Source organism: Mesorhizobium sp. WSM4809, assembly GCF_055811655.1.
Window position 1 is genome coordinate 49,608 of sequence record NZ_JBVVQW010000017.1, and the last position, 21,131, is coordinate 70,738.

At 62.8% G+C, this 21,131-nt stretch carries 19 protein-coding genes; 16 read left to right on the forward strand and 3 right to left on the reverse strand.

Features of this window, described 5'->3' with window-relative positions; all coding sequences use genetic code 11:
- Positions 1–225: 225 nt before the first annotated feature.
- From AC0L24_RS28155 to AC0L24_RS28175, 5 genes are all read left to right on the forward strand, one after another.
- A complete protein-coding gene (locus AC0L24_RS28155) occupies positions 226–1,776 on the forward strand; it encodes a hypothetical protein (RefSeq protein ID WP_473564464.1) in 1,551 nt (516 codons plus the stop codon).
- Positions 1,773–2,666: a terpene synthase family protein gene (locus tag AC0L24_RS28160; protein WP_473564465.1), complete on the forward strand. Its 894-nt coding sequence runs from the start codon at positions 1,773–1,775 to the stop codon at positions 2,664–2,666. Before AC0L24_RS28155 ends, AC0L24_RS28160 begins: the two co-directional genes overlap by 4 nt.
- 85 nt (positions 2,667–2,751) lie before the next feature.
- Positions 2,752–3,801 (forward strand): type 2 isopentenyl-diphosphate Delta-isomerase, encoded by a 1,050-nt coding sequence (gene fni / locus AC0L24_RS28165; RefSeq protein ID WP_473564467.1) that lies wholly within the window; start codon positions 2,752–2,754, stop codon positions 3,799–3,801.
- Between the two features lie 553 nt (positions 3,802–4,354).
- Positions 4,355–5,545: a hypothetical protein gene (locus AC0L24_RS28170; protein WP_473564468.1), complete on the forward strand. Its 1,191-nt coding sequence runs from the start codon at positions 4,355–4,357 to the stop codon at positions 5,543–5,545.
- A gap of 68 nt (positions 5,546–5,613) precedes the next feature.
- The gene (locus AC0L24_RS28175; RefSeq protein WP_473564469.1) at positions 5,614–6,111 is read left to right on the forward strand and encodes a GNAT family N-acetyltransferase; all 498 of its coding nucleotides are present in this window, start codon (positions 5,614–5,616) and stop codon (positions 6,109–6,111) included.
- A gap of 537 nt (positions 6,112–6,648) precedes the next feature.
- Here AC0L24_RS28175 and AC0L24_RS28180 read toward each other — a convergent pair.
- A complete protein-coding gene (locus AC0L24_RS28180; protein WP_473564470.1) occupies positions 6,649–7,641 on the reverse strand; it encodes an IS481 family transposase in 993 nt (330 codons plus the stop codon).
- A 239-nt stretch (positions 7,642–7,880) separates the two neighbouring features.
- Positions 7,881–8,555 (reverse strand): GntR family transcriptional regulator, encoded by a 675-nt coding sequence (locus AC0L24_RS28185; protein WP_127323185.1) that lies wholly within the window; start codon positions 8,553–8,555, stop codon positions 7,881–7,883.
- Between the two features lie 288 nt (positions 8,556–8,843).
- Here AC0L24_RS28185 and AC0L24_RS28190 point away from each other — a divergent pair, with 288 nt between their 5' ends.
- From AC0L24_RS28190 to atzF, 8 genes are read left to right on the forward strand one after another with little or no spacing between them, the layout of a single operon-like run.
- Positions 8,844–9,971: a BMP family ABC transporter substrate-binding protein gene (locus tag AC0L24_RS28190; RefSeq protein WP_127807751.1), complete on the forward strand. Its 1,128-nt coding sequence runs from the start codon at positions 8,844–8,846 to the stop codon at positions 9,969–9,971.
- Positions 9,972–10,000: 29 nt separating this feature from the next.
- Positions 10,001–11,131, forward strand: coding sequence for an ABC transporter permease (locus tag AC0L24_RS28195; RefSeq protein WP_127395364.1), 1,131 nt, complete (start codon positions 10,001–10,003; stop codon positions 11,129–11,131).
- Positions 11,131–12,057, forward strand: a complete 927-nt coding sequence (locus AC0L24_RS28200; protein WP_127321988.1) for an ABC transporter permease — start codon at positions 11,131–11,133, stop codon at positions 12,055–12,057. Before AC0L24_RS28195 ends, AC0L24_RS28200 begins: the two co-directional genes overlap by 1 nt.
- 14 nt (positions 12,058–12,071) lie before the next feature.
- Positions 12,072–12,773, forward strand: a complete 702-nt coding sequence (gene biuH / locus AC0L24_RS28205; RefSeq protein ID WP_127321989.1) for a biuret amidohydrolase — start codon at positions 12,072–12,074, stop codon at positions 12,771–12,773.
- A gap of 10 nt (positions 12,774–12,783) precedes the next feature.
- The gene (locus AC0L24_RS28210; protein WP_127807750.1) at positions 12,784–14,307 is read left to right on the forward strand and encodes an ABC transporter ATP-binding protein; all 1,524 of its coding nucleotides are present in this window, start codon (positions 12,784–12,786) and stop codon (positions 14,305–14,307) included.
- Positions 14,307–14,975 (forward strand): cysteine hydrolase family protein, encoded by a 669-nt coding sequence (locus AC0L24_RS28215; RefSeq protein ID WP_127807749.1) that lies wholly within the window; start codon positions 14,307–14,309, stop codon positions 14,973–14,975. The genes AC0L24_RS28210 and AC0L24_RS28215 overlap by 1 nt, the downstream gene beginning before the upstream one ends.
- Positions 14,968–15,318, forward strand: a complete 351-nt coding sequence (locus AC0L24_RS28220) for a cupin domain-containing protein (RefSeq protein ID WP_127399298.1) — start codon at positions 14,968–14,970, stop codon at positions 15,316–15,318. The genes AC0L24_RS28215 and AC0L24_RS28220 overlap by 8 nt, the downstream gene beginning before the upstream one ends.
- Complete coding sequence (atzF, locus tag AC0L24_RS28225) at positions 15,315–17,177, forward strand: allophanate hydrolase (protein ID WP_127807748.1); 1,863 nt, start codon at positions 15,315–15,317, stop codon at positions 17,175–17,177. The genes AC0L24_RS28220 and atzF overlap by 4 nt, the downstream gene beginning before the upstream one ends.
- Before the next feature lie 226 nt (positions 17,178–17,403).
- Here the strand turns inward: atzF and AC0L24_RS28230 are convergent, their stop codons facing one another.
- Entirely contained in the window at positions 17,404–19,128 is a 1,725-nt protein-coding gene (locus tag AC0L24_RS28230) for a hypothetical protein (RefSeq protein WP_127807747.1), read from the reverse strand.
- A gap of 437 nt (positions 19,129–19,565) precedes the next feature.
- Between AC0L24_RS28230 and AC0L24_RS28235 the strand changes: the two genes are divergently transcribed.
- The 3 genes from AC0L24_RS28235 (at position 19,566) to AC0L24_RS28245 (ending at position 21,118) form a co-directional block, all read left to right on the forward strand.
- Positions 19,566–19,754 (forward strand): hypothetical protein, encoded by a 189-nt coding sequence (locus AC0L24_RS28235; RefSeq protein WP_127322616.1) that lies wholly within the window; start codon positions 19,566–19,568, stop codon positions 19,752–19,754.
- A 275-nt stretch (positions 19,755–20,029) separates the two neighbouring features.
- Positions 20,030–20,458 (forward strand): hypothetical protein, encoded by a 429-nt coding sequence (locus AC0L24_RS28240; protein ID WP_245466439.1) that lies wholly within the window; start codon positions 20,030–20,032, stop codon positions 20,456–20,458.
- 477 nt (positions 20,459–20,935) lie between these two features.
- On the forward strand, positions 20,936–21,118 hold the full coding sequence (locus AC0L24_RS28245; RefSeq protein WP_127322615.1) for a hypothetical protein: 183 nt from the start codon (positions 20,936–20,938) through the stop codon (positions 21,116–21,118).
- The last annotated feature ends 13 nt before the right edge of the window (positions 21,119–21,131 follow it).

Genomic DNA, 21,131 nt, shown 5'->3' on the forward strand with positions numbered 1-21,131 from the left:
TCCGAGTCCGCGGCAATGGTCAACGGTTGCCCAGCGCGGCCGCGGCGCACGGCGCGCTGCGCGCAAGCCTATTCGGCGGACCGGCGCCGGCATTGGCGCGCGTCCCCGCGCCGGAGCAGGGCTGCCGTCCGGGGCTGCACATGCGCCGGGCGACGGCTGCGACGAGGTGCGCGGCGTCTGCCCGAACCTGATTCTCGTCAACCGCCTGCAGAAAGAACATCCCGCGTGAACGCGCTGTCCGAACAGATCCTTTCCGAACTGCGCCATCTGCTGAGCGAGATGAGCGACGGCGGCAGCGTCGGTCCGTCTGTCTACGACACGGCGCGAGTTCTGCAGTTCCACGGCAACGTCACCGGTCGGCAGGATGCCTACGCGTGGCTCATCGCGCAGCAACAAGCCGATGGCGGATGGGGAAGCACGGACTTCCCGCTGTTCCGCCATGCGCCCACCTGGGCGGCGTTGCTGGCATTGCAGCGTGCCGATCCTCTTCCCGGGGCTGCCGATGCAGTCCAGACTGCAACTCGGTTCCTCGAGCGCCAGCCCGATCCTTATGCGCATGCGGTGCCGGAAGACGCGCCGATCGGCGCGGAGCTGATTCTTCCGCAGTTGTGCAGCGAGGCCGCATCCTTGCTGGGCGGCGTGGCGTTTCCGCGCCACCCGGCGCTGTTGCCGTTGCGGCAAGCGCGCCTGGTCAAGCTAGGTGCGGTGGCGACGTTGCCGAGCGGCCATCCGTTGCTGCACTCCTGGGAGGCCTGGGGCACCTCGTCGACCGCCGCATGCCCGGATGACGACGGCAGCATCGGCATCAGTCCGGCGGCCACCGCCGCGTGGCGTGCGCACGCCGCGACACAGGGGAGCACGCCGCAGGTCGGGCGCGCCGACGCGTATCTGCAGGCTGCATCGCGGGCGACGTGCAGCGGCATAGAAGGTGTCGTTCCCAACGTCTGGCCGATCAATGTATTCGAGCCATGCTGGTCGCTGTACTCCCTGCATCTGGCCGGGCTGTTCGCGCATCCCGCGCTCGCCGAGGCGGTGCGCGTGATCGTCCTGCAGCTCGACGCCCGCCTGGGCGTGCGCGGTCTGGGTCCGGCCTTGCACTTCGCGGCCGATGCGGACGACACCGCCGTTGCGTTGTGCGTCCTGCGCCTTGGAGGCCGGGACGTGTCGGTCGACGCATTGCGCCATTTCGAAATCGGCGAGCTATTCGTCACCTTCCCCGGCGAGCGCAACGCATCGGTGTCGACCAACATCCACGCCCTGCATGCGTTGCGCATGTTGGGAAAGCCCGCCGCCGGCACCACCGCCTACGTCGAGGCCAATCGCAATCCGCACGGTCTATGGGACAACGAAAAATGGCACGTTTCGTGGCTGTATCCCACCGCGCATGCGGTCGCTGCGCTGGCGCAAGGCAGGCCCCGGTGGCGCGACGAGCGCGCGCTGGCGGCGCTGCTGCAGGCGCAGCGCCACGACGGCGGCTGGGGCGCCGGTCACGCGTCCACGTTTGAGGAAACTGCCTATGCGCTGTTCGCGTTGCACGTGATGGACGGGAGCGAAGGGCCGACAGGGCGTCGGCGCATCGCGCAGGCGGTGGCGCGAGCGCTGGAGTGGATGCTCGCCCGCTATGCGGCGCATGTGTTGCCGCAGACGCCGCTGTGGATCGGCAAGGAACTGTATTGCCCCACCCGGGTCGTGCGCGTGGCCGAACTCGCCGGGTTATGGCTGGCGCTTCGTTGGGAGCGGCGCGTTCTAGCCGAGGGACGAGGAGTGGCGCCATGATCCAGCCCGAACGCGCGCTGCCCCAGGTGCTGGAGTGGGGGCGTTCCCTGATCGGATTCGCCGACGAGCATGCCCTGGAAGCGGTCAGGGGCGGCCAGTACATCCTGCAGCGAATCCACCCGAGCCTGCGCGACACCAGCGCCCGCACCGGCCGCGATCCGCAGGACGAAACGCTGATCGTGGCGTTCTATCGCGAACTGGCGCTGCTGTTTTGGCTCGACGATTGCAACGACCTTGGCCTGATCGCGCCGGAGCAACTCGCCGCGGTAGAGCAGGCGCTGGGGCAGGGCGTGCCGTGCGCACTCCCCGGATTCGAGGGCTGTGCTGTGCTGCGCGCTTCGCTGGCCGCGCTCGCCTATGACCGTCGCGACTATACTCAGCTTCTCGACGATACTCGGTGCTACTGCGCGGCGCTGCGCGGGGGAGACGCGCAGGCGGCAGGGGCGGAACGCTGGTCCTACGCCGAGTACCTGCAAAACGGCATCGATTCGATCGCCTACAGCAACGTGTTGTGTTGCCTGTCGCTGTTGTGGGGGCTGGACATGGCGACCATGCGCTCTCGCCCGGCGTTTCGCCAGGTCCTGCGGCTCATCTCCGCGATAGGGCGCCTGCAGAACGATTTGCATGGACGCGACAAGGACAGGTCGGCTGGCGACGCCGACAACGCGGCGATCCTGCTACTGCAGCGCTATCCGGCCATGCCCGTGTTGGAGTTCCTCAACGACGAGCTGGCCGGCCATACGCGCATGCTGCACCGGGTGATGGCGGAAGCACGCTTACCCGTGCCGTGGGAACCGTTGATCGAGGCCATGGCGGCTATCCGCGCGCAGTACTACCAGACCTCGCCTAACCGCTATAGCAGCGACGCAGGCCAGCATGGGCCGTCCTGAACGCGCGGGAGGCGGCGGCGTGCGCTCGCTGCCATCGGTCCGATCCGCCGCAACGCCGTCGCCCGGTGCGACTGATGGAGCGAGCATGAACGACACCGCCCTGAGCCAGCGCAAGGACGATCATCTTGACATCCTACTGGATCCGCGAATGGCGCCGGCCACGGTCGCCGCCGGGTGGGAGGACATCCGTTTCGCACACTGCGCATTGCCCGAGTTGGACCTGACGCAGATCGACCTGCGTGCCTCGCTCCTGGGCAAGACCATGCGCGCGCCGCTGCTGATCAGCTCTATGACCGGCGGCATGCCGCGCGCCGAGACGATCAACCGGCATCTGAGCGAGGCAGCGCAAGCCTTGGGGATCGCCATGTGCGTCGGTTCGCAGCGCGTGAGCCTGCAATCCCGCAACTCTCAGGGGCTGACGCGCAAGTTGCGCCGCCTGGCCCCAGACATCCCCTTGCTGGCCAATATCGGCGCCGCGCAACTGCGCGAGGCCGACGGGCTGGACCTGGCGCGCCGGGCGGTGGATGCGCTGGAGGCCGATGGACTTATAGTCCATCTCAATCCGCTGCAGGAAGCGGTACAGCCGGAGGGCGACCGCGACTGGCGCGGAGTCTTGGCGCAGATCGCTCGCGTCGCGCGCAGCGTGGGCGTGCCCGTCGTGGCCAAGGAAGTGGGGTCCGGCCTGTCCGCGTCGGTGGCTTCTGCGCTCGTCGAGGCGGGCGTGGCGGTGATCGATGTCGCCGGCGTCGGCGGCACCAGTTGGGCCGCGGTGGAGGGCGAGCGCGCCCGCGATGCCGCCGATCGTGCAGTGGCGATGGCGTTCGCCAATTGGGGGATTCCGACCCCGGCCAGCGTGCAGGTGGTACGTCGGGCGCTGCCAGCGGTGAAGCTGATCGCGTCGGGCGGGATCCGCGACGGCGTCGATGTGGCCAAGGCCATCCGCTTGGGCGCGGACATCGCCGGGCAGGCGGCCGGCGTACTGCGGGCGGCGACGGTGTCCACCGAGGCGGTTGTCGCGCATTTCGAGATCGTCATCCGCCAGTTGGCCGTCGCTTGCTTCTGCACCGGCTCGGCTGATCTGGCAGCGTTGCGGCAGGCGCGCTTGTTGCCCTCGGCGCATCAGCCCGCCGGTTGATGCCAACGTCGCCCACGCGTTCGGCAGGCGCCTAGGCTAACAGAGTGCCTTTGTCGTGAGAGGTCTCGGCCTGCCCCGCCGCTTCTAGTTATTACTCAGGGGTGATCTGCAGGGCGCACGAGGCATCTATTTTCACGTGCTCGAAAACTGTCTTACAGTTCAGCCGTGTGCGGTTATAGACGGGGTTGTTCGAAAACCAACGCTGAGGCCGCGAGTATTCTGTCGGCGGGGCAGTCGTGCCATGTTTTCCCGTCTTCCAAGAGCAGCCCCGCAAAAACCTCTGTTGGCATGCCGGTTGCATGGTCGCCGCAAAGGACCCGCACGACCACGGGGTCTCGCAGTCCTTACGCCGGAGTTCAAATGACCTCGATTCGATCAATCGATGCCACAGACCTGCACCGTTAAGTCCATTCACCTTTGTCCGCGTCTGGAAACCACCGAGCGGGGCCGCTCGTCGAACTCCGCCACGCACACCAAGCTGACAGCGATGTTGCCGAGCGCAATTCCATCGCGCCTTGAGTTCCCAGGAAAGACCCAAAGGAGCCCTTAAGAAATGAACGTGCCGAGTTATTCCGCGGCCTTGCCAGATCAGCGGGCCGTGCGGGGGATTTTCTCTCACCGAGCTGACAACATCAATCGCCGCCTGCGAATACGCCCGCTTGGCATTGTTAGCGATTTTGTCGCCGACCAACTCCCGCACCGTATCGCGGAGATCAAAAATAGTGAACAGCGAGCTGAAGCGGTCAAGGCGCTTGGGCGTAGCATTAGCAGGATGCTAGCGGGAGAGGACTACGAGGCGCACCTGCTGAAACTGACCCAGTCGGAGTTTGGAGTCGCCAAGACAGACATCCAATATCTCGTCAATATTGCTTACCAGATGTCTGCATTTGCGGGACTTAACCATGACGATGCCGAGTTAGCGGTAGGGGAGCGTCTGAGGCGTATTGCAGACTTAAGTTGCCAGCGGCAGCCTAGCATAGATGTTCTTTCCTATGAAGATATGATCCTTACCAATCCAGTAGAGAGCGATCCGCGCGTATATTGTCTCGACTCAGCTGGCGTCGAGGAGCGAGATTTTTGCCTGGGTCACCAACTCATTGAGAGAGACTTGCAGTTTGCAATCGACACCCTGCTTGCGTTGCGTGACGAGGTCGGGGCGGATGCGCGCCAGTGTCTTACGCTGTGCCTAGAGCGCCTGGAGTCGGCGAATTACATTCTGACGCGCTTTCATGATTATATGTCGTCTGGTCTATTTGGCGAATTTCGCGAGTTCTACGGAAAAAACCCTTACAAGAATAGGCTGGCTCCAAGTGGCCGGTTCTCGGCCAGCGTTGTCGCGGTCTCTGTACTACTCGTCGGTGAAGAAATCTTCCGCCAAAAACCGCAATTCTATCGGGATGTTTATCGGCTGTCCGAATACTATCCCAGAGGATGCATTGGTGCGGTCTTTGGCTGGTTGTCATCAGATAAGAGGCGCGCGGGGGTCCGGCCAGGCTGGCTTGAAGGCAAAGCAGCCTTTCCTAAAATTGCAACCGTCTCGCCCGTCGTGGAGCGGAAAGGCACTGAAATCCGAGAGCTGTACGCATCCTGTGTCGATGCGCTGGATCGGTTCACCCGGATGCATCGGAAGACGGCTTTTAAACATACGATTGAACCAGGTCGCCCCATCGCTGGAGTTGAGGCGTCGGAAAGCATGGCCGCTGTGCTTTCACAACGGCTGCTAACGGCGGCGGATCAAAGCTAACTGGCGCAATTGTCTGCGTGAAAACTGGCGCGGCTCCAGCCCCGCCGGCGTTCAATAGGTGATGGTCGATGTCTCAAGACGACGTGGTCTTTCGTAGGTTTGAACGTGGGGATGTCGATAATGTATGGCACCTGCATAGGAGTGCATCCGAGGCTGTTGGTGTGTATGGTCCGGAAGGGGTGTGGGAGGATGATTTGCGTAATGTCGGAGAAGTATATATCGAGTCTGGCGGAGACTTCGTGGTTGGGCATATTGGTATCCAGCTCGCAGCTATGGGCGGATTGCAGCCTGTCGACGAAGAAATCGCAGAGCTCAAACGGTTGCGGGTCGATCCCGCCTTTCAACGACGAGGGCTTGGAAGGAGAATTCTTAGCAAATTGGAATCGCGAGCCGTTGCTCTCGGATTCAAATACATAGTGCTCGAGGCGACCACAATCCAAGTAGGGGCTCAAAAACTCTATGAGACGGCTGGCTATATTAGCCGCGGGGAAGGGACGTTGCACGGATATACCGTGATCTTCTACAAGAAATGTCTCTCCGGCCACGATGGTGTTGGTTTCTGCTGAGTGTCCCACCATCAGCCTTTGTAAGGGGCGCGTCACGACGCGCAACCGTTGTTCGCGAAACCCGGGCTCTGCAATGAAGCCGCACCGACGGAGCGTACCCGCTGAGTTCGGAGCCGTCGTGCGGATTATGGCCGTCGCGTCCGATTCATAACATCTTGCGACTGAGCCGGCTGGGCTACTCGAAACATTCGCGATAGATGATGCAGTCAAAAGTGTGCATGCCGCACGAGCGGCTACATTGTTGTAGCCTTTTCAACAGCGTAGGAATCAGACGGTATTTTTGACGGTATATTGAGAAGAAGTTGACGAAATTTACACGAAGAATCATGTATTTAGCATTCCTGTTGATGATTGAGTGGGAGTGAGGGTACAAACGGCGGCAATAGCGTAGTTTCGGCGGCGAATTTCGCCGTCGCGCAATGTTGTTGCAGTCCGTACCTTACTCCGCAGAGCTGGCGTTCTCCGTTTCTGCCTCGGTGGTTCGATCTGCGCCCAGTTTCCGGATGATGTAAAATCGCTTTAGAGGGCGGGAGTGCTCTAGCTGTTTAGTCCCGGCATTTGCTGGAGCGGATCGAGTTTGAAGCGTTCCGGTTGTGACGCCCACGCCTTGCAGATGAACTCGTAGGGCGTAAGGCCTTTGAGGGTCTTGAGCCTGCGACCGAAGTTGTAGGCCGAGATCAAGTCGGCAAGGTGCTGGCGGAGTTGGTCGTGGCTCTCGTAATAGAAACGCCTGACGGTTGCATCCTTGATAGTCCGGTTCATCCTCTCGACCTGGCCGTTGGTCCACGGATGCCTTGCCTTGGTCGTTCGGTGCTCGATGTCGTTCGTGGCGCAAGCGTATTCGAAGGCATGGGCCCAGAAGCGTTCGCCGTTTGCGATGGCCTCCTTGATCAATGGCACGGCCGAACCGCCGGCGCCGGGCGTCGTGAACTGGATACCGTTGTCGGTGAGGACAGTGTGGACCTTGTAGGGCACGGCCGCGATCAGGCGCAGTAGGAAGTCTCTCGATATGGCGGTGGTGGCCTTCTCATGCAGTTCGACGAAGGCGAATTTCGAGGTGCGGTCGATAGCGACGAACATGTGCAGCTTGCCCTGTTCTGTGCGCACCTCGGCGACGTCGATGTGGAAGTAGCCGATCGGATAGCTCTTGAACTTCTTCTTCGCCGGCTTGTCGCCTTCTACGTCCGGCAGGCGGCTGATGCCGTGGCGCTGCAGGCAGCGATGCAGTGATGAGCGCGTCAGGTGTGGGATCGTCGGTTGTAAGGCATAGAGGCAGTCATCGAGTGGCAACAGAGTGTAGCGCCGGAAGGCGACTATGACGGCCTCCTCTTCGGGCAAGAGCACTGTCGATCTAGGCTCTCTCGGACCGGTCGGCAAATCTGCCACCGAGGTCCGTTCCCGCCATTTGGCAACAGTCTTTTGGTTGACCCCGTAGCGCTTCGCCAGCGCCCTCAGGCTCTCTTGACTATGCTGTATCGCTCGACGGACCGCCTCTGTCGTCGTGGCGCTCCCATGAAGAACCTGGCCCATAGCGCATCCCTTGATTCGGAGGACAAGGATGCCCATCAAAATCTGGGATCAAACATCTAGTCCCTCATCGCTCACGCCTCGACGTAGAATACCAACTGGGGCACGTATATCGGTCTGGTTGACCATGCTGCTTCAAAGCCTTGCTGCCGAGCAGCGTAGCGCCTCATATCAGCCGTTGCGCGATACTGTGCGCCGCCTGGAAGCAGACATCGTCCCGAGATTCGGGATGTTCGGAATTTTCAGGCCACGTCCCGCCGAACTGGCTTGCCGCCATCAGCCGCGAACACCGCGCTCGCCTCGCTGACGATAGAGACATGATCCCTGGCGGCCTTGCCCGCAGCAGCGCCGTCTCCGCGCATGATTGCGGTGACGATTAACTCGTGTTCCTGCCAGGATTTGGCCAACCGTCCGGGCAGCATGAACTGAGCGCGCCGGAAGGGTGCCAACCGGCTGCGGGTCATCACGGTGAGATCGTGGATATGCGGGTTGTGGGCACCACGATAGAGCCGGGTGTGGAACTCGGTATTGAAATACTCGTAGTCCTCCTCGGCGCCCAGTTGCACCATCCGCGCCGAAGCCTGATGCTCGATTTCGAGCGAGCGGCGCTCGGCACTGGTCATGCGCTCGGCCGAGAAGCGCGCGCAGATCGCCTCCAGTTCGGCCATGCTCTCGAACATCGAGGCGAGATGCTCTTGCGTCACGACAGCCACGATAGCACCCCGGTTGGGCCGCCTTTCGACCAGCCCCATGGCGCTGAGGTGGCCGAGCGCCTCCCTGACCGGGGTGCGTGATACGTCGAAGCGGGCGGCGAGGGAGGTCTCGTCGAGCTTTTCGCCGGGGCGTAGGTAGCCGGTGACGATCCGGTCCCCGATCGCCCTCACCATCTGATCCACGGTCTTGCCCGACCTGATCAAGTTGCGCTTCCCCGACAAATCTCCTCCGCCCGTCTTCTTGTGGAGGGTCGACGCAGCGGCCCATCGACTCAACATACCCCTGTATGCCTCTATTTTAATCTGCCTGTCAAATTGGCTGTTTTCAAGGCAAGAAGTGCATGCAATTGCCCGCTACATAAGCAGGCTCTTTTAAATGTACGACTGATTCCATTCATTAATTTCGCCAAAGAAACTGGCATGGCGATTGCATGCACTTTGTTGACGGCATGTTAACCGGCCCGGAAAGGGTCCTACAGGGGAGCATTCACAATGACCGCGAGATTCACGCTTAACCGCCGCGAGCTACTCAAGACCTCCGCCGCTGGAGCCGCACTCGGGCTTGCGTCCGCTGCCTTCCCCATCAGCAGGGCCTTTGCCGCTGCCGCCACCGTCGGCTTCATCTATGTCGGGCCGAAGGACGACTACGGCTACAACCAGGCGCATGCCGAAGGGGCGGCGGCGTTGAAGGGTATCGAGGGCATCTCCATCGTCGAGGAGGAGAACGTGCCGGAGACGGTCGACGTCCAGAAGACGATGGAATCGATGATCAATCTCGACGGCGCCTCGCTGATCTTCCCGACCTCGTTCGGCTATTTCGACCCCCACATGCTGGCCATGTGCACGAAATTCCCCGACGTGCAGTTCCGCCATTGCGGTGGCATGTGGGACAAGGCCAAGCACCCGATGAATGCCGGCTCCTATTTCGGCTATATCGGTATGGGCCAGTATCTCAACGGCGTTGTCGCCGGCCACACTTCCAAGACGAAGAAGCTCGGCTTCGTCGCCGCCAAGCCGATCCCGCAGGTGCTGCTCAACATCAATTCCTTCCTGCTCGGCGCGCGCTCGGTTGATCCGACCATCACTTGCCAGGTCATTTTCACCGGCGAATGGTCGCTGGCGGTCAAGGAAGCGGAAGCCACCAACGCACTGGTCGACCAGGGCGCCGACGTTATTAGCTGCCATGTCGATAGCCCGAAAGTGGTGGTCGAGACGACCGCCGGCCGTGGGGCCTTCGTGTGCGGCTATCACGCCAACCAGAGCCCGCTGGCGCCGGAAAAATACCTCACCGGGGCCGAGTGGAACTGGGCCAAGGTCTACAAGATGTTCGTCGACGACCTCGTCGCCGGCACGCCACTGCCCAACTTCACGCGCGGTGGCCTGGCCGACGGCTTCGTCAAGATGAGCCCGCTCGGTCCCGCCGTCGGCGAGCCGACGCGCAAGCAGTTCGACGCCACGCTGGCCGAAATGATGAACGGCGGCTTCGCCGTCATCAAGGGACCGCTGAAGAGCAACAAGGGGGCTGTCGTCGCCACCGCGAGCCAAGCATTCCCGGAGACCGCGATCGAGCTCGAAAGCATGGATTATCTGGTCGAGGGCGTCGTCGGTTCGACCGCCTGATCTGAGGGGGTGGGGCGATGACGGACACGATGACAGGGGCCGGCATGCCGGCACTCTTCAGCGCCAAGGCCTATTCGGCGGCGGTGGAATGGATTGCGCGGCGGGCGGAGGCTTTGGTCATTCCGCTCGCGGCGCTGATCGTCGGCATGGCGCTGTTCAGCCTGTTCATTGTGCTCGTCGGCAAGTCGCCGATCCTGCTCTACCAGACCATGTGGCGCGGCGGCTTCGGCTCCTGGTTCTCGGTCCAGAACTCGCTGTCGCGCGCCGCTCCCCTGCTGCTGGCCGCGCTCTGCGTGGCCCTGCCGGCCCGGCTCGGCCTCGTCGTCATCGGCGGCGAGGGTGCAATCGTGCTCGGCGGCGTCGCCGCTGCGGCAGCCGGCACTGCGCTCAGCGGCGGGCCATCGTCAATCGTCATTCTTGCCATGGGCGTGGCGGGCATGGCCGCCGGCGGCATCTGGATCGGTGCCGTCGGCGCGCTGCGCCATTACCGGGCCGTCAACGAAACCATTTCCAGCCTGCTGATGGCCTACATCGCCATCGCGCTGATGAACCAGCTGGTGGAAGGGCCGTTGCGCGACCCGGCCTCGCTCAACAAGCCGTCAACGCAGCCGCTGGCGGACATCTACCGCATCGGCAACATTCCGGGCATGGACGTGCATTGGGGGCTGGTTGTCGGTGTCGTCGCTTGCATCCTCTCCTGGTTGCTCATCGAAAAGACCCGCTGGGGTTTTGCCGCGCGCATCGCCGGCGGCAATGTGCGGGCAGCACAGGTACAGGGGCTGGCCGTCGGGCCGCTGATCGTCGGCTTCACCGCGCTCGCTGGCGGCTTTGCCGGGCTTGCCGGCATGCTGGAGGTCGCCGCCGTGCAGGGGAGCGCCAACGCCTCGCTTTCCGCCGGCTATGGTTACACCGGCATCCTTGTCGCCTTCCTGGCCCGCCACAATCCGCTGGCCATCATTCCGTTCGCCATCCTGCTTGGCGGCATCGACGCCTCGGGCGGGCTGATACAGCGCCGCATGGACCTGCCCGACGCCACGGTGCTGGTGCTGCAAGGCATGATCTTCATCGTCATCCTGTTCAGCGAAACCCTCTACGGCCGCTTCAAGGCCTTCAATCCCGATCTTTGGAAAAGACCCGATCTCGTGAAGGGAGCCGCCTGATGGACGCGACCGAGATCGGCCTCTGGGGCGTGCCGCTGGCCGTGCTCGGCGGCGCCATCCGCGTGTCGACGCCCTTCATCTTCGTCTCGCTGGGCGAGGCGATCACCGAGCGTTCGGGTCGCATCAATTTGGGGCTCGAAGGCACGCTGGTCTTCGGTGCGATGACCGCCTATGCGGTGGCGGTGATGACGGGCTCGCCATGGCTCGGCCTCATCGCCGCCGCCTTCGCCGGCCTGTGCTTCGGCCTGTTCCATGGCTGGATCTGCAGATTCCCGAAAGTCAACGACATCGCCGTCGGCATCGCGCTGATGCTGTTCGGCTCGGGTCTCGCCTTCTTCTTCGGCAAGCCGTTTATCAAGCCGAAGGCGCCCAATCTGCCGGCCATTCCCTTCGGCGGCTGGTCCGACATTCCGCAGGTGCAAGCCGCACTCGACGTCAACGTGCTGTTCCTGATCGGCGCGGTGCTGTCGGTCATCCTGTGGTGGGCGTTCCGCAACACCCGCGCCGGCCTCATCGTGCGCGTCGTCGGCGACAGTTCGGACGCGGCACGCGCCATGGGCCTCAACCCCGATACGGTGCGGCTGCTCGCCACCGGTGTCGGTGGCGCGCTGGCCGGCATCGGCGGCGCCTACCTGTCGCTCTACTATCCCGGCAGCTGGACCGAACGCATCTCGTCGGGCCAGGGCCTGATGGCGGTGGCGCTGGTCATCTTCGCGCGCTGGAACCCGCTCGGCTGCTTTGCTGCAGCGCTTTTGTTCGGCGGGGCGGGAGCTCTCGGCCCGGCGCTTCAATCGGTCGGCGTCACGCAGGGCTACTACATGTTCTACGCCGCTCCCTACATCCTCACCCTCATCATCATGATCGCCACCTCGTCGCCGACACGAACGCTTGCGGGCGCGCCGGGCGAATTGTCGATCACCAAATGACTGGAGTTTTGCCGATGAACGCCAGAGCCGAAGTCACTCAGCATACGATCGACGCCGAGCCTTATCCTTGGCCCTACAATGGCGACCTGCGGCCCGACAACACGGCGCTGATCATCATCGACATGCAGACCGATTTCTGCGGGCCGGGCGGCTATGTCGACCATATGGGCTACGATCTGTCGCTGGTGCGCGCACCGATCGAGCCGATCAAGTTGGTGCTGTCGACGATGCGAGCCAAGGGCTACACCATCATCCACACGCGCGAGGGGCACAGGCCCGATCTCGCCGACCTGCCGGCCAACAAGCGCTGGCGCTCGCGCCGCATCAATGCCGGCATCGGCGACCCTGGCCCGTGCGGGCGCATCCTGGTGCGCGGCGAGCCGGGCTGGGACATCATCCCCGACCTTTACCCGACCGAGGGCGAGCCGATCATCGATAAGCCCGGCAAGGGCTCGTTCTGCGCCACCGACCTGGAGCTCATCCTCAATCAGCGCGGCATCGAGAACATCGTGCTGACCGGCATCACCACGGATGTCTGCGTGCACACCACCATGCGCGAGGCCAACGACCGCGGCTATGAATGCATGATGCTGGAGGATTGCTGCGGGGCGACCGACTACGACAACCATCTGGCGGCGATCAAGATGATCAAGATGCAGGGCGGCGTCTTCGGCACGGTGTCGAATTCCAAGGCGCTTGTCGCGCAGTTGCCATGAGGAGGCCGCGATGAATGACAGGAAAGCGGTCGGCGTCGAGACCATCGGCATGACCATGCGCTTCGGCGCCTTCACGGCGCTGGATGCCGTGTCGGTGAAGGTGCCGGCGGGCTCCTTCCACGCGCTGCTCGGCGAGAACGGCGCCGGCAAGTCGACGCTGGTCAAATGCATGATGGGTTTTTATCACCCGACATCAGGCGACCTGCTGGTCGATGGCCGCGAGGTGGCGATCGCTAGTCCGCGCGACGCCTCGGCGCTCGGGCTCGGTATGGTCTATCAGCATTTTACGCTGGTGCCGTCGCTGACCGGTGCGGAAAACCTCGTCATCTCGCGCGAGAAGGTTCCGGGCATTATCGATTGGCGTAGGGAACGAGCCGACCTTGCCGTGTTCATGGAGCGCATGCCGTTCAAGCTGCCGCTCGACGTTAAGGTGGCGGAACTCGCCGCCGGCGAAAAGCAGAAGCTCGAAATCATCAAGCAGCTCTATCTTGGCCGCAGCTTTCTAGTGCTGGACGAGCCAACCTCGGTGCTGACGCCCGGTGAGGCGCAGGAGGTGCTGGGGCTGGTGCGCGACATGACCAAGGCCGGCGACCTCACCGTGCTGATGATTTCGCACAAATTCCATGAGGTCACCGCCTTCGCCGACGATGTCAGCGTGCTGCGCAAGGGCAGGCTGACGGGAACCGGCCGCGTCGCCGACCTCGACCACAAGGCGATGGCGGCGATGATGATCGGCGACCAGCCGATCGCCGCGCTCGACAGTCGCGCGGCGCCGAAACCCGATGCCGAGATCGTGCTCAAGGTCAAATCGCTGAAGGCGCCGGACCGCACCGGGCTGAAGTCGATCCGCATCGAGAATCTCGGCGTGCGTTCGGGCGAGATCGTCGGCATCGCCGGCATTTCCGGCAATGGCCAGAAGGAATTCCTCGAGGTCCTGGCCGGCCAGCGGCCGCGCGACGGTGGCGAGGTGCTGGTACGCGGCTCCGCCTATGCGGCGACGCGGGCCGAGGCGCGCGCGCTCAATGTGCGGCTCATCCCGGAAGAGCCGCTGAAGAATGCCTGCGCGCCAAAAATGACGGTGGCCGAGAACATCTCCTTCCGCACCTTCGACATCGACGGCAACGGCAGGCCGGTGAACTGGATCAGCGCCAGCGCCATACGCGCGTTCAGCGCCAAGCTGGTCGAGCAGTTCAAGGTCAAGACCGCCTCGCTATCCTCGCCCATCGCCTCGCTGTCGGGCGGCAATGTGCAGCGCGCCGTGCTGGCGCGCGAACTGACCGGCGAGGTCGACCTGCTGATCGTCTCCAACCCGTGCTTCGGCCTCGACTTCTCGGCGGTGGCCGAAATCCGCGCCCGCATCATGAAGGCGCGCAATGCGGGTGCGGCAGTGCTGCTGATGTCGGAGGACATCGACGAGCTTTTGGAACTGTCCGACCGCATTTTCGTCATGTCGGACGGCGCGCTGGTCTACGAGACGCCGATCGCGCAAGCGAGCGTGCAGACCATCGGCGAGCATATGGCGGGACATCACTGATGGCGGAGATTGATGCGCAGCCGTTCGCCTTCTCCTTCAAGCCGCAGACGATGGCGCTGGTCGTCATCGACATGCAGCGCGATTTCGCCGAGCCCGGCGGCTTCGGCGCCAGCCTTGGCAACGACGTCAGCCGGGTGGCCGCGATCGTGCCGACGGTGAAGAAACTGATCGAAGGTTTTCGCGCCGCCGGCCTGCCGGTGATCCACACCATGGAGTGCCACCGCGCCGACCTGTCGGACCTGCCGCCGGCCAAGCGCAATCGCGGCAATCCGGCGATCCGCATCGGCGATGTCGGGCCGATGGGCCGCGTGCTGATCGTCGGCGAGCCGGGCACCGCAATCCTCGACGAGCTTGCGCCGCTGCCGGGCGAGATCGTCATCGAAAAGCCCGGCAAGGGCGCCTTCTACGCGACCAGCTTCGGTGGCGAGCTGAAGCGGCTCGGCGCACAGCAGCTGGTTTTCGCCGGCGTCACCACCGAGGTCTGCGTGCAGACGACGATGCGCGAGGCCAACGATCGCGGCTATGAGTGCCTGCTCGCCGAAGACGCGACGGAAAGCTATTTTCCCGAATTCAAGGCGGCGGCACTAGCCATGATCCGGGCGCAGGGCGCCATCGTCGGCTGGACGGCAACGACCGACCAGGTGCTCGAGGGAATTGCCAATGCCTAATTTTGCCTTTGCCGGCCTGCTCGACGGCGGCTGGCGCGATCTCGCGTTCGAATATTTCCGCGACGGCATCAGCGTGCACTGGCTGCTGAAGGGCGGGCCGGTCGAGCCGTCGGTCGCGATCCTGAAATACCGGTCCGGCGCCAGCGTGCCGCGACACCGACATGTCGGGCTGGAAACCATCGTCGTGCTGGAAGGCACCCAGAGCGACGAGAACGGCGACTATCCCGTTGGCAGCGTCATCCTGAACCCGGTCGGCACCGAGCATTCGGTGTGGACGAAGGACGGTTGCGTCGTGCTGATCCAGTGGGACCTGCCGGTGATCATTCTGGAGAAGACGAAATGAGCGATATCCATTTCGACATAGCGAGCCTTCACGCAGCCTATCGGGGAGGCCTCGCCGTTGGCGATGTGATCGCGACGATCTTCACCCGCATCGAAGCGGCCGACGACCCGGGCATCTTCATCCATCTCACCGCCAAGGCGGATCTCCTAGCCCAGGCCGCGGCACTCGGTCCGTTCGACCCGGCGACAAAGCCGCTCTGGGGCATTCCCTTCGCCGTCAAGGACAACATCGACGTCGCCGGCATGCCCACGACGGCCGCCTGCGCCGAATACACCTATTGGCCCGAGAAAGACGCCACCGTTGTGGCGCGGCTGAAAGCGGCCGGTGCGTTGGTCGTCGGCAAGACCAATCTCGACCAGTTCGCCACCGGCCTCGTCGGCGTGCGCACGCCCTGGCCGATCCCGCGCAATGCCATCGACGAGGCGCTTGTGCCAGGCGGCTCCTCCTCGGGGTCGGCGGTGGCGACGGCGCGCGGCATCGTCTCCTTCGCGCTTGGCACCGACACCGCCGGCTCCGGCCGCATTCCGGCCGGCCTCAACAACATCGTCGGGCTGAAGCCGACGGTCGGCGCGTTGTCGGCCGCCGGCGTCGTGCCGGCCTGCCGCACGCTCGATTGCGTCTCGGTGTTCGCGCTGACCGTCGATGATGCGTATGGGGTGTTCTCCGTTGCCGCCGCGCGCGACGCTGCCGATCCTTATTCGCGTGACATCGCCGTCCAGCCGCTCGCCGCGCGCCAACCGGTGCTGACCGTCGGCGTGCCTGTAAAAGCGGAGCTCAAATTCTTCGGCGATACGGCCATGCAGACTGGTTTCGAAGCTTCGCTTGCCATTCTGTCGCGGCTTGGCTGCCGGCTGGTCGAAATCCCCTTCGGCGATTTCTACGCCACCGCCAACCTACTCTATGAGGGTGCCTGGGTGGCCGAGCGCTATGCGGCGATCCGCGATTTCATGGAAGCCAACGAAGCCGCCTTGCATCCGGTGACGCGCAAGATCATCGGCGGCGCCAGTAACCTGTCGGCGGCAGACGCCTTTTGCGGCCTCTACGCCTTGCAGGCCTACAAGGCGAAGCTCGCCCCGGTCATCGCCTCGGTCGACCTGTTCTGCGTGCCGACCGCCCCAACGCACTATACCACTGCTACCGTGCTCACCGATCCCGTCGAGACCAACAGCCGGCTCGGCACCTACACCAATTTCGTCAATCTTCTGGACATGTGCGGCATCGCCGTGCCGACCGGCAAGCGCGACGACGGGCTGCCGATGAGCGTGACGCTGCTTGCGGCCGCCGGAGCGGACGGCCTTGTAGCATCCGTCGCGCGCGATCTCCATGCCGCGAGCAGTCCCACCCTCGGCGCGACTGGCTGGCGGCAGCCGAGCGCGCAGCCTGTCGGCGCATCAGTCGAAGATGGCACTATCGAGTTGGTGGTGGTCGGCGCTCACCTCTCGGGAATGCCGCTCAATGGCCATCTCAAGGAGGCTGGTGCCCGGTTCTGCCGGGCGATGAGGACGGCATCTTCATACAAGCTATATGAGCTCGCGGGCCAGACCACGCCTAAGCCGGGACTGGTCCGTGTTGAAAACGGCGGCACTGCGATCGAGGTAGAGGTTTGGCGGCTACCTGCCGACGCATTCGGCCACTTTGTGGCCGCCATCCCGTCGCCCCTGGGCATTGGCAATATAGAGCTTGATGACGGCAGCACCGCCAAAGGTTTTCTAGTGGAATCCGTGGGCTTGCTGGGCGCTTTTGATATCTCGTCATTTGGGGGCTGGCGCCGCTTTCTGTCAGATCGTTCCCGCTTGAACACTTCGTCAACGGAATATGCGGAGGCAAGAGCAGGTGGCGACACCGCCCGCGGCGGTTAAACTTGTGATATCCTTGATCGCGAAGCCGGAAGCTGCCGTTTCGCTATCGGCCCCGCTTCTGCCTTCATCTCTCGTTTCTCGAGTGGCCAATCAAAACCGGAGGAGTAACACGACGGGTTACTCGATTTGATCCCGCCGCACGGTCGCACACCATGGAATATCGGAAAGACCGGTAGGACGAAGCGGCTAGCTCTGCCCGCGAAGATTCTTCGTCCCGTTTCGGCGATCAATCCCGGCGTGGTTCGTAAGGCTTGGCGGCCCGTTTAGCGACGCGCTCGCGGTACCTCGCGTCGGTTCCACTTCGGTTTTCCGGCTTGGTAAGCGTTTCGACAGGCTTCCCGAGGACGACCAGCAGCGTGTCCCATTCTTCCTGGCCGAGCGTCTTGTAGCGGTACTTCAGACCCGGCGAAGCCAAGAGCTGCTCGATCTCAGGCCGCGCGAAAGAGGCCGCAGGGCCAATGCGGCGAAAGCCGCTACGCACGGCATCGGTAGCCGCGGTCAGGTCGCTGAAGCCATACTTGCCCGGATCGTAGACGGAGTACTCGCGCAGCAGCCGCAACAGGTCGGGCACGGCATCGACGCCGCGGTCCCCCTGGCGCTTGATCAGGTCGGTGGCAAAGCGGCTGACCGCCGGATCTGCGAGAATCGCGCGCTCTTCGGGCAGAGGATCGGTGTATGCACCCACAGGGAGGCCGGCCAGGGCATTGATCCAGTGGCGCGCCTCCTTCTTGTCGGTGGCCGCGAGGTAGCGGCGGGCGGCGAGCCGCCGCAGATCGGCGGAGTCGCCATCGACCTGTTTGATGATCGCCCACAGCCCGTCTGGGGATCGCACCCGTGGGTCCTCCAAGACGCGAACCAGCAGGCGCCGGTCGCTTTCGCCGAGCGGCTGGTCGTTCGCGCGGAACGAGTCCATCCATTGATTGGCGAGCGCGAACACGGGACCGCTCACCGGCTTACGCGGATCGTCGAGCGCTCTGGCAAGTTCCTCGCGCGTTCTCGCTTTCGCCGCTTCCATATTCACGCCGCGCGAAACGCTGGTGTGGTCGAGCAGCAGCCGGTTGACCGGAACCTCGGCGTACATCCTTCCGTCACCGAGCCGCAGACGCGCCCAGCCGAACCGGAAGTTCTCGATCCCGCCCGAAGTCCCGATCAGCAACGGCGCCGCCGGGGCAAAGATCGACAGGATCGACTGCCGCAGCAGCACCTGTTCACCGGCGTCGGTGATGGTGAGCGCCTTGCGGTGGGGTGCGGAGGGTTCGAGCGACCAATCCAACCGTCCCGATCGGGGCTTGGAATCGGGCGCGGCAGGGCCGTCCTCGATAGCGATGGTGAAGTCGGGTTCGGGGGCGTCGTCGCTTTGCAGCAGCGCCTTGCCCTCTGACATCATCAGGTTCCATTCGGATTCCAGCGCGCGCTGAGGGGCGAGCGGATCGGAGGCATCGTAGCGCCGCTCTTCCAGCAGGCCATGCCCGATGACGGTGCTTCGTTTTCCGGGCGTCGAGTCTGGCACGACGCGGTAGGTATAGGAATGACCGCGAAGGGTCTGGACGCGGACCGAAGTGACGCCCGGGGTCTTGAGCAAGGCCGCGCACAATGCATCGCAACGGCCCTCGAACGGGCGGGCGAGGAGAATATCGCCCTTGAGCGCAATCGGTGCGTTCGACTGAATGTCCGGCTCCTCCAGGCTGGCCAGCATGCCCCTCGCCCAGGTGAGGCCTGGCTGGGGGATGGTCCAAAACAGTGCCAGCGTCGCGGCGCCCGACATGACGTTCAGAGGAACGCCTGAAAGGAAACTTCCGAGCAGCAAGCAGAACAGCGCGAAAGCGATGCCATACATGAAGGCCGTTGGCATCGACCCGAGGATGAGCCCCGGGATGATCAGGAAACTGCCGATGATGACCAGCCATGGCATTGTCAGCGCCACGAACGCGCCGACGCCGGTGATGATCAAGTAAGTCTTCAACCACATGCGCGGAACCTTACCGCGCAGAATTCAAAAAATGATAAAGCTACTGATCTCGGGTCGGTGCCGTCTTTCGGCATCCACCCGTTGACGGGATCTCGTTACGCTCACCTCAAAAGGCTGTCGACCGTCCGCCTTTGGGGGTTCTGGCGCCCACATCACATGACCGACTCGGGTCGCAAGGGGAACGCCAGCTTCTAGCCCATCGCGCCCAAACCGGAAGGACAGCAGACGGCCCCAAAGCTGCCGGACTCCAATGCGCCTCATGTCGGCCGTTGAAGTCCAACTTTGCCACGACCTGAAATGCCCAGGGTCGGAGGACGCGAAGACCGAAATCGCCTTTGGGCGGCAGAGGTCCGATGGCCGATTGTCCCGGAACCTCAGGCCGATCGAAGAGTTGCCATTGCTTCACAAAGGAGAGGCTGATGGTGGAAAAATCGGTCGACAAGAAAGTTGGCAAGCGCCCCGGCAAGGAGCTTGAAGCAGACGCGCGAGGCCAATCAGAAGAGCACCACAAAGGCGGAAAGAACGACGGTGTCTCAAGCGCCAATCCGCGCGTTTTATCAGGCGAGAAGGATGGCGACGCCACATTTCCTCTAAAGCGGGAACAGTGACAGCAGCGTCATTCCAGCGCTGACCGAACCAAATCTCGCCCACGGTTGTCTGCGACTGATTGCGCCCCAGCTGGCCTCGGGAACGAGGCTGGACCAGATAGCTCTGATGTCGCAGCCGATTCAGGGTACAATTTCCGCAATACAGAAACCCTGGCGCTGAAACCAGTGGTTCCAGGCCTAATGAAGAGGACGTCTCATCTCTGGCCTAAACGCGTTGTCGCGCGAAGGTGTTTGGGTGGTGATTATGTTGTTTTCTGTGGAAGAGGCCACCCTCAGTGGCGGTCGTTTTTGTGTGGATAAGACGTGCATGGCCTATTGGTTCTGCGCGTCATGCCGCGCACTCTCACGCAATGAAGGCGGAGTATGTTGAACTGGTTTTGTTCGAGCAGTCTTTCGCCAATATCAATCGGCCGTTTGCCGATCGAGTGGCTGACGTCGCGGAAAAGACTGGTGGCTCTGTTCTGTTCGATATTCGCGTCGAGGACGACACTCGCATTCAAAGGATGGCAGCTATCGGTTATGGCGCAAACGGAACCGTAGCGATCATGATGAACAAGCAGGGACAACTTAGCACCACGCCGGTGAATGGGAACGACGACATTCTCGTTGCCGAACTTACTGCTTGGTGTTCGCTACCGATGGCTAAACAGGTCTGCGTTAGTTACCATGGTGCAGCCGCGCGCCTGCTTGCTAACCTTCTTTGAAACGAAACGTGTTGGCGCGTTTGACACAAGGAGCCACCTCAATGGGCGGGCCAGGCGCCGGGGCCTCAGCGTAAGGGTGTGGCCCCACGATATCTCCAGCGCACGTATGCGGGTTGGTACCCTACTCCGGCGCAATTTCAAATGTCGGGTTTCTTTACTAGCGAATCGTCATTGCCGCACCAAAGACGCAGTTCCAAGAACAGATTTTGTACTCTTGGCGACAGTCTCTACCCCTGCTGGTATTACAAAGACTGTAGACTTGCGCACAATCCGAACCGCAGCTTTTATGCTCGCCTACGTCCGCTAGAGCGCTTTCATCGATGCTGTCCTTAGAGGTCACACCACATTGATGATTATAACCTGGCAGGCCAGATGACGCGGTCGCGTCGCCACATTGTTCGACGGCGATCGCCGATACATTTGCAAGGGCGACAAGACCGAGAGAAGCTAATATTACAATTGATATGTGGCGCATGATTGCTCCATTCGATCGATGAATTAGTTGAAGAAAGTGGAACAAACATTATTCCATCTTTCATTGTCTTTAAAAAATCAATGTCGCTTGAAGATGCTTCTTCGACAGGATTAATTATCCTCGATGACGGCGCTGCTGTCTTGTGCTATGTTTTGTTCAGCCTGCTGCAAGAATTGCAGCGGTGATGCCGGGGGCTGC